Annotated in this window: 13 protein-coding genes and 2 pseudogenes; 7 read left to right on the top strand and 8 right to left on the bottom strand. The window is 60.3% G+C overall.

Annotated features, from left to right (window positions below):
• Nucleotides 1-253 precede the first annotated feature (253 nt).
• Nucleotides 254-898, bottom strand: coding sequence for a VOC family protein (locus tag FHT82_RS27530; RefSeq protein ID WP_183735879.1), 645 nt, complete (start codon nt 896-898; stop codon nt 254-256).
• 367 nt (nt 899-1,265) lie between these two features.
• On the opposite strand from FHT82_RS27530, the gene FHT82_RS27525 reads away from it, so the two are divergent.
• Nucleotides 1,266-1,457 (top strand): DUF6494 family protein, encoded by a 192-nt coding sequence (locus tag FHT82_RS27525; RefSeq protein WP_183735878.1) that lies wholly within the window; start codon nt 1,266-1,268, stop codon nt 1,455-1,457.
• A gap of 51 nt (nt 1,458-1,508) precedes the next feature.
• On the opposite strand, the gene FHT82_RS27520 is transcribed toward FHT82_RS27525, so the two are convergent.
• The gene (locus tag FHT82_RS27520; RefSeq protein WP_183735877.1) at nt 1,509-2,006 is read right to left on the bottom strand and encodes a BA14K family protein; all 498 of its coding nucleotides are present in this window, start codon (nt 2,004-2,006) and stop codon (nt 1,509-1,511) included.
• Between the two features lie 258 nt (nt 2,007-2,264).
• Between FHT82_RS27520 and FHT82_RS27515 the strand changes: the two genes are divergently transcribed.
• Nucleotides 2,265-3,326 carry a class I SAM-dependent methyltransferase gene (locus tag FHT82_RS27515; RefSeq protein ID WP_183735969.1) on the top strand — a complete coding sequence of 354 codons (1,062 nt, stop codon included), beginning with the start codon at nt 2,265-2,267 and terminating at the stop codon, nt 3,324-3,326.
• Between the two features lie 375 nt (nt 3,327-3,701).
• On the opposite strand, the gene FHT82_RS27510 is transcribed toward FHT82_RS27515, so the two are convergent.
• Nucleotides 3,702-5,786 (bottom strand): hypothetical protein, encoded by a 2,085-nt coding sequence (locus FHT82_RS27510; RefSeq protein WP_183735876.1) that lies wholly within the window; start codon nt 5,784-5,786, stop codon nt 3,702-3,704.
• A 287-nt stretch (nt 5,787-6,073) separates the two neighbouring features.
• A pseudogene (locus FHT82_RS27505) lies at nt 6,074-6,243 on the bottom strand (IS66 family transposase); the annotation flags it as partial.
• A gap of 1 nt (nt 6,244) precedes the next feature.
• Between FHT82_RS27505 and FHT82_RS27500 the strand changes: the two are divergent.
• From FHT82_RS27500 to FHT82_RS27490, 3 genes and pseudogenes are all read left to right on the top strand, one after another.
• Nucleotides 6,245-6,358: pseudogene (locus FHT82_RS27500) on the top strand (SAM-dependent methyltransferase); the annotation flags it as partial.
• Between the two features lie 467 nt (nt 6,359-6,825).
• Complete coding sequence (locus tag FHT82_RS30605; protein ID WP_348647666.1) at nt 6,826-9,441, top strand: autotransporter outer membrane beta-barrel domain-containing protein; 2,616 nt, start codon at nt 6,826-6,828, stop codon at nt 9,439-9,441.
• Between the two features lie 296 nt (nt 9,442-9,737).
• Nucleotides 9,738-9,941, top strand: coding sequence for a hypothetical protein (locus tag FHT82_RS27490; protein WP_183735874.1), 204 nt, complete (start codon nt 9,738-9,740; stop codon nt 9,939-9,941).
• 240 nt (nt 9,942-10,181) lie between these two features.
• On the opposite strand, the gene FHT82_RS27485 is transcribed toward FHT82_RS27490, so the two are convergent.
• The 4 genes from FHT82_RS27485 to FHT82_RS27470 form a co-directional block, all read right to left on the bottom strand.
• Nucleotides 10,182-10,385, bottom strand: coding sequence for a hypothetical protein (locus FHT82_RS27485; protein ID WP_183735873.1), 204 nt, complete (start codon nt 10,383-10,385; stop codon nt 10,182-10,184).
• A gap of 39 nt (nt 10,386-10,424) precedes the next feature.
• Entirely contained in the window at nt 10,425-10,670 is a 246-nt protein-coding gene (gene rpsU / locus FHT82_RS27480; protein WP_183735872.1) for a 30S ribosomal protein S21, read from the bottom strand.
• Nucleotides 10,671-10,698: 28 nt separating this feature from the next.
• Nucleotides 10,699-10,989 carry a cold-shock protein gene (locus FHT82_RS27475; protein ID WP_183735871.1) on the bottom strand — a complete coding sequence of 97 codons (291 nt, stop codon included), beginning with the start codon at nt 10,987-10,989 and terminating at the stop codon, nt 10,699-10,701.
• A gap of 130 nt (nt 10,990-11,119) precedes the next feature.
• Nucleotides 11,120-11,329, bottom strand: a complete 210-nt coding sequence (locus FHT82_RS27470; protein WP_183735870.1) for a cold-shock protein — start codon at nt 11,327-11,329, stop codon at nt 11,120-11,122.
• A gap of 461 nt (nt 11,330-11,790) precedes the next feature.
• Here FHT82_RS27470 and FHT82_RS27465 point away from each other — a divergent pair, with 461 nt between their 5' ends.
• A complete protein-coding gene (locus FHT82_RS27465) occupies nt 11,791-12,303 on the top strand; it encodes a GNAT family N-acetyltransferase (protein ID WP_183735869.1) in 513 nt (170 codons plus the stop codon).
• Between the two features lie 203 nt (nt 12,304-12,506).
• Entirely contained in the window at nt 12,507-12,881 is a 375-nt protein-coding gene (locus FHT82_RS27460; RefSeq protein ID WP_183735868.1) for a hypothetical protein, read from the top strand.
• The last annotated feature ends 75 nt before the right edge of the window (nt 12,882-12,956 follow it).

Below are 12,956 nucleotides of genomic sequence, written 5' to 3'. Positions count from 1 at the left end.
AAGCGGAATCGATTTCCTTGTAATCATACAGTCTTATCTGCGAGTATCAGTGAAATCCTCCTGATTGACCGGAATGCGCCAATAGGAGACATGACTGCACAACTCGATATTGTCGTCTTTCGACCTTTAGAGCGGACGTTCGCCGACTCAGTCGAGCCGACGAAGACCTGACATTGATCTACCGGAAAAGCGTGTCGCAGATTTCGGGAATTCTGCGGCAATCTAGGCCGGTATTCAGAGATTTGAGATATATTTAGTCGGCCGGACCAGCAAACAGTATGAGATTTTCGTCCGGGTCCCTAACAATGAAATTTCGAGCACCCCACGGCTCCTTCTTCAGCGTTTGGTGAAAATCCACTCCGGCAGCTTGGAAATCCAGAAAGAGTCGCTTGATCTCACTGGCGGTGTCGACCGTGATCGAGCCGGAGAGCAGATGCTCACGTTGCCGGATGTCGCCGACAAACACAGGCTCGCAAACTAACCTCAGAGCGAGGCGTGCGTTGTCACGAACAACCTGTCCGTAGAATGGAGGGTCGCCGTAAACAAAGTCGAGCACGAAGCCGAGTTTTTCGGTGAAGAACTCGCACGACGCTTTGATGTCGGAGACGAAGAGTTGCGCGGAGACAGAACTGAGAACCGGGTGGGATGCGGTCTGTTTGCTTTGATTGTTCATATAGGCTCCTGACCTGAGCGCCAACCACCCCTCGAATCCCAACTGACGCGCGACAAGTTCTTGCGCGTCTTTGAGCTTGAAACTGGATTCCAATATCTGATTATCGTCGAGGTGTTGAAATCGTGGCAAAGCAGCGCGGATATGGGCCGCGACTGGATAATACCGCTCGCGATGCCACCGCAAATACTGCTTGGCTTGCTTCTTGAGGTTTTCGAGATTCGGCATAGGCGCTACCTTTGAAATTGTAGGCGGGCGTTGCCCAGTCGGCTCAACGGCCGGTGCACCCTACGTAGCGCTATCTTCAAAATGCAGAATTTCCGTGAGACGGTCAAGACCCACGACCTTTCTATCACAGAGCCTTCAATCGAACTCCGAAGAGTTTTCTCAACGACGCCGGATAGCGAGCTCGCTTGTGGCATTTGCTACATAATTCCGCAAATCCGCTGCACACTTTTGCGCAACATGCTTTAGCATGCCCACGAAACCAGTCGATCTCCCGGCTCGGGTCGATTGTTGCCGCCGCACCTCCCATCCAGCTTTCCTGACCGCTCGCCTTCCCTTACAATTCCTTCCGGATACGGAGGATTCCATCATGAGTGAAGACGCCTTCAATATGTCTATCCGCAAGTTCCTGAAGGAAGTCGGCGTGACCTCGCAGCGCAAGATCGAGGAGACGGTGCGCGACGGGCAGATCGCCGGCAAGAGGCTGAAGGTCCGCATGACGCTGACGGCGGAAGGCGCTGCCCTCAACCATGTGGTGGACGGCGAAATCGAACTTCCGTAAGGCGCGACAAGCCAAGGCGATGGGGTGGCGCCAGCGACTCCATGCGGGCCATCAATAGTAAGGCGAGACGCACACGCGTCGTGGACCGTTATAGGGCTGGAACGTGTCGTCGTAAGCTCTGTAGGACCGGTAACGCGCATAGCACCAGCGCGTATGTGCATCGCCGCCATAGTAGGCTCGGCGGTAATAGCGTGGCGCATAATAGCGTGGCGCGTAATATCGCGTCGAGCCGTAGTAGTACGGACCGTAATAGGTCGAGCCGTAATAGCCCTGATCGTAATAGCCGGGGCCATAATATCTGGGCTGCGCCAGCAGTCCGCCGATGATCGCGCCTGCGGCCAGGCCGCCGAGCGCCCAACCCCAGTCGTCGCCACCATTATGGCGATAGTATCCGCCGCGATAGCCGCCGTAATAGCCGCCACGGTAACGCACCGGCTGCGCCTGCAGCGCCTCGACTGCAGGGGCGGCAATGGTGGGAAACGCCACGGCCGGCGGAGCGCTCGTCAGCGCCGTTGCCAGCGACAGGGCAATGATTGCGAGCCTCTTCATTGGCTTCACCTTCCGTCCATATTGCAGCCGGTCATTATACCGCGGAAAGGACGGCGTGGCACTTAATTTCCAGCCCGGCGACGGTGCGTCCGAATGGACGCGCGGCGCTCAAGGCTCCTCACCCGCTCCCCTCACCCGAACGCAGCATTGACTGTCCGCTGTCCCGGCCTAGAATCGCAAGTGGGTCGATGTTTCGGGCTGGGGCGGGCGCATCTTGAGGAGGGTGCCATGCAGAAATCCGACAAGCAGAAATCCGATATGAGCCAACCTGACATGCAGAAAGTCGATGCACTCGTCGGTCGCCTGGTCGGCGATCTCGGGGCCGGCGTCTCGGGCGTTCTCGTCGTGCTCGGCGATCATCTCGGCCTGTTCAGGGCGATGATGGACGGGCGGCCGCGCTCCTCGATGGAGCTGGCGGAAACGACCAGTCTCACGGAACGCAACGTGCGCGAATGGCTGGCCGCCATGGCGGCTGCCGATTACATCACCTATCACGAAGCCTCGAACAAGTTTGCCATGACGCCCGAACAGGCGCTGGTTTTCGCCAATGAGGACAGCCCCGCCTTCTTCGGCGGCGCGTTCGAAATCGTGCAGTCCATGTGGATGGACGAGCCGAAGGTGGAAGAGGCCTTCCGTAGCGGCAAGGGCCTCGGCTGGCACGAACACAGCACCTGCCTCTTCCGCGGCACAGAGCGCTTCTTCCGGCCCGGCTATAACAGCCATCTCGTCGAGGAATGGATTCCCTCGCTGAAGGGTGTCAAGGAAAAGCTGGAGCGCGGGGCGGAAGTCGCCGATGTCGGCTGTGGCCACGGCGCCTCGACCATTCTCATGGCCAAGGCCTTCCCGAAATCGCATTTCCACGGCTTCGACTATCACGGCCCCTCGATCGAGCGCGCCAAGCGGGCCGCAAAGGAGGCCGGCGTCGACGACCGGGTGAGCTTCCAGAAGGCCACAGCCAAGGAATTCCCGGCCGGCAACTACGATCTCGTCGCCATGTTCGACTGCTTGCACGACATGGGCGACCCTGTCGGCGCCGGCCGGCACATCCGCGAGACCATGGCCAAGGACGGCACCTGGATGATCGTCGAGCCCTTCGCCCATGACGGGCTGAAGGACAATCTCAACCCCGTCGGCCGCGTCTATTACGGCGCCTCGGCGATGATCTGCACACCGGCTTCGATGGCCCAGGAAGTCGGCCTCGGGCTCGGCGCGCAGGCAGGCGAGATGAAGCTGCGCAAGGTGGCGATGGATGCCGGCTATCACCACTTCCGCCGGGCGAGCGAGACGCCGTTCAACATGATCTTCGAGGTGCGGAATTGAGTGGGCCACGGCGCTACCTCGCTGATTTTTGATCAAGCAAGGGGAGAGCGGAAGCGCGGCCTCGCTGGCTCCCTGTGAACAGGTACAGGTATGGCGCAGAGCGATAGATCAGCCGCTCGCCCAACACGCCTTGCCTCGGAAAACTAGATGATCCCAACATCGTGCTGATCGAGGACGACGAAAGCGTTCGCCCAGCCTTCATGTTCCTCGACGCGGGCCGCCTTCTTGAGAGCCGCCGCAGCGTTTGCTGCTGTTGCGACAAGCTCCCGGTCGCGAAGGGCTCGCCGGAAACGAACGAAAGCGGTGTGCCGCTCACACCCTCGTGATGAGCGAAGCAACTATGCGATAGAGGCGGTCACGCCCGGCACTGTATGCCTACCAGCGTTGGACTTGGCTGCCGACTACCGGGGTCCTGACGGGTTTCGCCAGGCCGAAGAAGACGACGAAGCCGTTGCCGCCACAGCGCGTTGAGAGCGTCTCGTCGGGTATCTTTGTCAGGCAGACCTCGTCCATGAGGTCGATGTTGTTGGCGGCCCACACGTTCCCCGCCGGATCGACAGCAACGCCAGTCAGAAACTGCATTCCTTTGCCCGCGTAGCCGGTCTTGGGAGGTGAGATCGGATCGCCGGTCTTGAAGCCCGGAGGGCATGTCTCGGTGCGTACGCCGCAAAGCTCGGTCAATGTTTTGCCAAAGCCGTTGGCGACCCATACGTGATCGTTGCCATCGACAGTAATGCCCCATGGACCGCTGATGCTTCCTCCGCCGTCAAACTGCGGTGCAGGCGCTTGTTTGTCGTCCGGGCGTATCAGGCTGACGCTGCCGCCGGGGAATTCCTCTATGATGCGGACCAGGGCGATGAACTTTTCCACCGTCTCGTCAGCGCCGCCCGCCGGCTCCAGTTTGCTTTCCAATTCGCTCCGCATCTTGGTCCGGAGCAAGCCGAGCTTTTCGCGGAGACTCGGTTCTCCCAATGTATTGGCCACCCACGCATTGCCCTGGCTGTCGATCGCGATGGCATGGGGGCTGTAGCCGACCGTCAACTGTTCGGCTTTGCCCGGATCGTTTGCCGGGAAACGGGTGACGGTGTTGGAGTTGGCGTTGGAAACGAGCACCCGGCCTTGCAGGTCGAACGCGACATGGAATGGCCCGTTTACCTGGCACGTACCGTCGACGGGCTTGTCGTCAACGGTACGGCAGAGAATTCGCGCCTGCGCCGGATCGCCTTTCGGCAAATGGACGATCTGGCTCTTGCTCGAATCCAGCGCCCATACATCCCCGTCGGGGGTCGTATTGATGCCCTGCATTCCACCGAGCTGTCCGTTCAAGTCATAACCAGTGTCTGGGGACAGCGGTTTCCCAGTCGCATCGAACACCGAGATCGTCTTGCCTTCGATGCTGGTCACCCACACCTTGCCATCGGCCGCAATGGTGAGGCCCCAGCCGGGAAAGTCCACGCCACCGCCGGTATAGCCAGTGGTCATCGGCGAGATGGGCCGACCATTCGATGCAAGCTCCGAGAGCGTGCCGCCGATCCCGCCGAACATGGTCGATTGCGACCCTGCCATCTGGTTGTTTGCCGCCCAGGCGTCGCCCTCGCTGTCGATACCGATACCGCCAAGGCCGCTGAGACCGCCACCGGCGTAACGCAGCGCAATGGTCCAGGTGCTGGGAGCGAACAGAAGGTAGGGTCGGTATGGCACGGCACGCGAGCCTGGCCCCTGTCGGGCCGGATAGAAGTGGTCCAGCAGTGCAAACAACTTTGCAGGCTCATTCCACGGATGCAGTGCGATCGCTTGCGCCGCAGTCAGCGTGTCGGTCGGAGCACGTCCTCCGGGCGGCGTGGAAGCCTCGAACAACCTTTCGCAGGCGTCCGGTTGCACGCGGGTGATGCAGCCCGCCAGCAGGTCACCTATGGTGTTCAAGGTGGCCAGGGAAGTCGTCTGCGTGCTGTTTAGAGGGTCTTGGATGGCCGGGCCTAATCCGCCCGTCGTGAGATTCACCAGGTTCGGCACGTTGCCCGAGGCGATCTTCAATCCGAGCGCATGCCCGCTAAGCGATTCGCCTTTCAGGAACTGCGCGCCCGTCCATACCGACGCCACCGTCGTGAGCTCGTTGATGGTCACTTCTCTCGGGGCCGCCGTGCCCAGGGTTGCCATCAATGCGACGGCCGGGTTCTCTCCCTTCGGCCCGCCGACAGTGGGCTCACCGCCCTTGGCGGTCAGGTACAGCACAGCATTGCCAGCTTTCTCGGTGTCGAACTGGAACTGAAAAGCGCCGTCATCGCCCGTGCTTGTTTCAGATAGCTTGGTGGGTTCTCCCTCGCCGGCAGCCCACAGCGTCACTGTTGACTTTGCGATGGGTGCTCCGCCGCCGTTGACTTGACCAACAAGTTGCTCGGCGGCGGCGATTTGGGCAAAGGCTGTTGTAACAAGAGCGAGAGCAAGAAATGGCAGGCGCATGATCGTCACCTCATATAGTCGCGCTGATGCCGCAGGCTGCGGAACATGATCTATCGCTAACATGGCGCTCTGATGCCTGTCAAAGTTGCATTACTTTGACGGTCGCCGTCTCTTCTTTAGGCGTCACCATTCGCCGGGTAATTCCACGGGAGGAGTTCTTCTATCCGGCTCTGCTTGTGTGACCATTGACGATGGCGGTAAGGGTTGCGGTCAAATAGGCAAGCAAATCGACCGCGTTGAGCCGCGCAGCTCTGCCTCGATCCGATAGAGTTCATTTGTCCGCCTCAGGCCTTCGGGCAGATCAGGCTTTCCGGCTCGATTATTCCTCGACACGAGGAAGGTGAGCGGGAAGAGAGCCGCGATTGGCGGCGCGTGATCTGGGGCGCGGTTTAACCGAAGGGCTATCGGCCTCGTCTTCGGCATGAACGACCGCGATGGCCGTTTCCAAGCCTTCCAGTGGCGCGCAGGCAGGCGAGAGGAAGCTGCGCAAGGTGGCACTCGATGCCGGCTATCATCACTTCCGCCGCGCGAGCGAAACGCCGTTCAACATGATCTTCGAGGCGCGTAACTGAGGCCATCGGAGGAAGGACCAGGGTCCGGGCGTCAGCCCGACCGGTGGGCATCCCGGCGCTTCGTTGCCCGCCAGTCAGGCAAGACCGAACGGCTGGCAGGAGATCTCCTGCCCAATCGTTTTTCTCGCCTGAGTAGATGTTTTCGATCTGACTGAGCAGATGCTCTGCTCTTTCTCGTGCTGTTGTCTCAGGCCGGGTCACACTCGATCGCGGCTAGGATGAACAGTTTAACATATTGATTTAAATAAGTGTCACAAACAGCCTCTACGGCTTTGACCAACAGATTCTCATTTCCAACCCGGCATAAATTGGCCTTTATCAATTTCGTCCGGCGCGGTATCGGAAGGTGGGAAGCGCAGCAACCTTGCCTTGTGATCCCCTCACCCGCTGCGATGCAAGCAGACAGGGCAAACACACATTTTCAAAAGCATGACGCAATATTCCTATCAATTTATACGGGGGCGAGCGTGAGTGGTGCGATTGGCATCCTGAATTCTGAAAAAGCCAAGTTTCTCACGGGCGTCAGCCTCGCAGCGTTGGCGCTGGCCTGTTGCATCTCGTCCCCGGCATGGGCCGGAACCTATCCCGCAGGCAGCGACGCCGCCCTGCGCGCCGCCATCCAGTCGGCCAATGCCGATGGCGACGCCAATGCGACGATCTACATGACCGGCAGTTTTTCTATTTCAACGGCGACACTGCCGATCCCGACGAAGCCGATCACGATCGACACCAACGGCTTTGTCCTCTCAAATACCTACGATGCGACAGCCCTCACGACCAGAGGCGCTCTCACAATCCAGCAATCGACTGGAGCTCTCGTCCCGGTCACGTTCTCCGGCACTCTGGTGGGAGCAAATGCCGGCGCCGCCGCCACGACGGCAGGGCAAATCGGCGCTGTCGTTTCTGCCACCACATTCACCAATCAAGGATCGATCCGTGGCGGCAATGGCGGCGGCGCCGGCGGTGCCGGTGCGTCAGGCGGTGCCGGCGTGCGCGTGCTGACTGGTTCGTCGCTCACCAACAACGGCATTATTGTGGGTGGCGACAGCACGTCGGCTGGCGGTGGAGCGGGCGTCTCTTACGGCAATGCGATTGGAGGCCCTAATACGATCCTCAACATAGGGACGATCCGCGGAGGAAACGGGCCAACCAACGGAATTACTGCAGGTGTCGGCATTCTCGCGCAAGGAGGAACTGCGGGCCAGATCGTCAATTCCGGCACGATCGAGGGCGGAACGGGTGCTGCTGCCATCGGCGCGTCTAGCGGAACATTGAGCCTCGACATCGTCAATAGCGGCACGATCCGCGCCGGCACCGGCCAGGCGAACGCGATCGACCGGTCGGCCGCGACGACGGGCAAGGTTACGCTCGAACTGCAGCCGGGCTCGATCATAGAAGGCAACATCATTGCGGGCGTCACGCCGACGACAGACGTGCTGCGCCTCGGCGGCACCGGCAGCGACAGCGACAGCTTCGATGTTTCGGCAATCGGTGCTGCCCAGCAATACCGGAACTTCGACACCTTTGAGAAAACCGGCACGAGCACCTGGCTGCTGACGGGCGTCGGCACCGCCACGACGGACTGGACGATCTACGACGGCACGCTGCTGATCGGCGATCACAGCGCGCCCGCCAGCGTCATCGGCGATATCACCAATTTCGGCACGCTCGGCGGCAGCGGTACGATCTTTGGCGACGTGAGCAATTCCGGCACGGTTGCGCCCGGCAATTCGATCGGCACGCTGACGATTTCAGGCAACTACATCGGCAACGGCGGCACGCTCGCCATCGAATCCGTGCTCGGCGGCGATGCCTCCCCGACCGACCGGCTGGTGGTGACCGGCAATACGTCGGGCACCACGAATGTGCGTGTCACCAATCTCGGCGGCACCGGCGCGCAGACCGTCGAGGGCATCAAGATCGTCGATGTCGGCGGCACCTCGGCCGGCAGCTTCTCACTGCTCGGTGACTATGTCTTTCAGGGCGATCAGGCCGTGGTCGGCGGCGCCTATGCCTACCGGCTCTATCAGAATGGCGTGTCGACGCCTGGTGATGGCGACTGGTATCTGCGCTCCGATCTCGCCTTTCCCGGTGCTGCCAGCGGGCCGCTTTATCAGCCGGGCGTTCCCCTCTACGAAGCCTATCCGCAGCTCCTGCTCGCCCTGAACGGGCTTTCCACGCTCCAACAGCGCATCGGCGACCACTACTGGAGAGACGACGGCAAGGCAACATCAGCCAAAGGACTCGACAATGTCTGGCTGCGCACCGAGGGCACGCACGCCGAAATCGAGCCCGATAGCGCCACGACCGTCGGGAGCTACGACTATGACATGTTCAAGCTGGAAGGCGGTCTGGATGGCGAGCTCTATCAGGATCAGGGCGGCCGGCTGATCGGCGGCCTCACCGTCCATTACGGCACGGTCTCGGGCAATATCGACTCCCTCTACGGCAATGGCGATATCGACACGACGGGCGTGGGACTTGGCGCCACGCTCACCTGGTATGGCGATAACGGCTTCTATGCCGACGCGCAGAGCCAGGTCACCTGGTTCGACAGCGACCTGACATCCGATCTCGTCGACGGCGCGATGGAGAGCGGCAACAATGGCTTCGGTTACGCGCTGGGCATCGAGACGGGCCGGCGTTTTTCAGCCTCCGGACCGTGGTCGATCACGCCGCAGGCGCAACTCGTCTATTCCTCCGTCGACTTCGACACGTTCAATGACCGCTTCGGCGCGCGGGTTTCGCTCGATGACGGCGACAGCCTCGTCGGCCGGCTCGGCCTGGCGCTCGACCGCGAAGAGCAGGTTCAGCGGGCAGACGGTGAGACGGCACTGACGAAATTCTACGGCATCGCCAATCTCTATGGCGAGTTCCTGGACGGCACCGCCGTCACCGTCTCCGGCCTCGGCTTCGAAAACAGGAACGACCCCGTCTGGGCCGGCCTCGCCTTCGGCGGTTCGTATCGTTGGAGCGGGGACCGCTATCAGCTCTATGGCGAAGTGGCGGCGAAATCATCGCTGAAGGATTTTGCCGACAGCTATGCGCTCAGCGGAACGGCGGGCCTGCGCGTGAAATGGTAAGTGGCGAGGCTTTGCTGCGAAAACCCCTCCTCACAAGCGGGCGTTCCGTGTGGCACAACGCAAAAAGGCGGCCCCAAGGAGCACCGCCTCAAAATATCAATCACACCAAAACCAAATCAAGGCGAGACCCAAAAGCCCCTACCCCTTCTTCGGCGCCCTGGGCTTCTTCGCCGGCGCTTCAGGCGCAGGCTGGGCGAGCCTCAGTCGCAAGCTGTTAAGTATTCATGCAAGAACATGCTGCGGAATTGGAACTATAACCGGGCACGCCGGTTATGTTCGCAGAAAAGGATAAGGCCATGACCAAGGTCCTGAATTCACGCGCAATTATTATTGCGGCAGATCGTCTTGACGATTGCAAGGACTACCTCGAAACCGATTTTCACCAGCTGATCGACCATGCTCTGAGCGTCGGCTGGTCCATTGACGAGGTGGTCGTCGCACTCAGCGGCCTTGCAGAAGAAGAGATCTCCGTGCCGGAACGGGCAGTTACGTTCCATTGAAATCCGCAACGGACCGCCATCGTTTAGAAGGCCGGAGCTTTGAAACCCCGGCCTTTTCGTGACCGCTTTGGAAATGTGGCCTGCACGACGATCGCTACCCCCTGAGCCGGGCAGATCAGCTACCCGCTCCCCCCGAGCGGGGGTGCCCACGGCACAACGCAAAAAAGGCGGCACCCTAAGGAACACCGCCTCAAAATATCAATCATACCAAAGCCAAATCAAGGCGAGACCTAAAAGCCCCTACCCCTTCTTCGCCTTGCCCTTCTTCGCCGGTGCCTCGGGCACCGGCTGGGCGAGCCTCAGCGCACGCAGCTTTTCCGTTTTCTTCTGCCGGGCGGCAGCTTCGCTTTCGAGGATGCCCTTGGCGACAGACGTCGTCTGCTCAGCCTTCGCCTGCGGCGAAAGCTTTTCGGGCTTGAAGAACGTATCCTTCGACTCGGTCATGTCTCCTCCTCCTCGTTGGATCCTGAGACCGGGAAAGCGTCAGCGGGCGCCGCGAGCGATCACCTTCTTCTTCGGTGCCGGCAGCAGGCCTTCGCGCTGCGCCTGCTTGCGGGCGAGCTTGCGGGCGCGGCGGATGGCTTCGCCCTTTTCGCGGGCGCGCTTTTCCGACGGCTTTTCATAGGCGCTGCGTTCCTTCATTTCGCGGAACACACCTTCGCGCTGCAGCTTCTTCTTGAGCACGCGGAGGGCTTGGTCGACATTGTTGTCTCGGACGAGTACCTGCAAGTTTTCTCCTTAATCAGCGTTGCTGCTGTTATTTCCTGATGCGGATCGAATTCGAATTGATCCAGCTCGATTTCGGACTCTCGGTAACCGCCCGCGCCTCGGAAGGCAAGGGCGACGAGGGCGATGCGAGCACGTCTATATCATCCTGGCGGACGCTGCGCTCGAAATTTTCGTTCTGAAACCGCACGCGGTAATGAACGAAACCCTGCGCAGCCGGCAGGACGGATAGAATGTTGCCGGAACCCGAGGGCTGCGCGTTGCCGAGAACGCCATTCTTCAGCACAATGGTGTCACCCGGCCGGTAACGACGATATGCCATGTCGTTCTACCCTCATGAAACAAAAATTAAAGGCCGGGACTGCTCCCGACCTTCCCTGGCCAGTGCCTGGCCTCAGTCATCGTCTCCGCGCGCCAGTACATCCGTGGTCGCGCGAAGTCGTGACAAGTTCTTAGGCAGCCCGGAGGTTATCGGCAGAGCTCTTGCCCGAGCGGCGGTCCTGCACGATGTCGTAGCTGACCTTCTGTCCGTCTGCGAGCGAGCGCAGGCCTGCGCGTTCAACTGCAGAAATATGGACGAAAACGTCGGCGCCGCCGTTATCCGGCTGGATAAAACCGAAACCCTTGGTGGCGTTGAACCACTTGACTGTACCTGTATTCATAACGATCTCCTTTCAAAGCAACCGTTGAAATTCCCGCGATACCCTGCGGGCTTGGGTCGATTATTTGGAAGGAAATCTGGCGAGAGCGCAATGGCTCTTCAACGACGTCACAAGCAATGGTCGATTTGCGTAATATACGGTCAATTTTAAATTTGGCAACAGACACAGCCGGAAAAACTTCGAATCACCTGCAAGTTTTTGCTGCAAGCGGCTGATTTGGTGATGGATTTTTTATTCGGGCCGACTAACGCAACGTCATCCTCGGGCTTGTCCCGAGGATCTACTGCGGGCGGCGGCAGATCCTCGGGACAAGCCCGAGGATGACGAAGGGGCCAGTGGCAGTCCGGTGCTGGTGGATCCCGGATAACCGGCGTTCGGCCGCCACTCGCGAAGATATAGCCTTGCAACCGGCCGCAATGTCGTCAGGATCCCCGATCGAAAGCCCACCTGGAATCACACCTATGCCGACGAAGCCGGTTGAACATGCAGTCAAGATCCGCCCTGCCAATCCCGGCGACATGGAAATCCTCGGCGGCTTCGGCGCCCTGCTCGTCGCGATGCATCATGAACTGGATGCCAGGCGCTTCATCGAAGCGGCGAAAAGCACGCCGTTGCGATACGGGCAGTTCCTCAAGAGCCAAGTCACTCGGCCCGAAGTCATCGTCATCGTCGCCGAAGAGGACGGCGCGCTGGTCGGCTATGCCTATGCGGAGCTGCAGGGCTTCGACTACATGTCGCTGCGCGGGCCGGCGGGCGTCATCCACGACCTCTTCGTCGATCCGGCACGCCGCCGCGAAGGCGTCGGGAGACTGCTCCTGGAAGCGGCGATGGCCGGATTGAAATCCCTCGGCGCCGAACGCTTCGTGCTCTCGACCGCCTACCGCAACGAGACCGCCCGCAGCCTCTTTGCCGCCATGGGCTTCCGCCCGACGATGATCGAGATGACGCGTGAAGCGGATCAGGCAGACGGCTAGACCGGCTTGTGCGCCCTGCCCCACCGGTATCCGGCTACCGGATGCCCTTTGCCCTATATGCGCCATCGCGAATAAAATTGTGCAGTGCCGCCATCCCATCTTGCCCTTGCCTTCGGTTGGCGGTTTTTGGGAACTTCCGGCTGCAGGGAGAATTCATAGGATGACGCACCTCTCGCCCCTTCCTCGCACGGCAGGAGTGGACCATGGCAAAGACGACTGAGTTCAAGACAATAAGGGCGCTTGCCGTAGCACTTTGCGCCGCCCTGCTTTTCAGCGGCGCCGCCAAGTGGCCGGCCCTGCCGAACTCGGGCTTTTTAACCGGCCGGGCCGCAGCCCCAGAGGATGTCGATAACGGAACGGCGATCTTTGCCACCGGGCAGGATGACCAAAGCTACGGAAAGCCGATCGATATCGAAATCCCGCAATACGGCTATTTCCGCCAGGAAGACAAATACGTCATCATCCTGCAGGCCGAGAAATACGATGGGAAAAGCATCATCGGCGCCGAGACATTCGATGGCAAGAAGGTGGTCGGGCTGATCGACGAATTCGACCTGCTGGGCGTTCACGCCCGGTAGTTTCTGCGCAGGCTGAACCATGCCCCCCGGCGCTCAAAAAAAGAGGCTCGTCGGGAGAGACGGCCTCGAAATTGC

The sequence above is a fragment of the Rhizobium sp. BK275 genome, from assembly GCF_014193555.1.
Lineage (GTDB): Bacteria > Pseudomonadota > Alphaproteobacteria > Rhizobiales > Rhizobiaceae > Rhizobium.
Note: the sequence above shows the minus strand (reverse complement) of the source record. Positions and strands in the feature narration are given on the sequence as shown.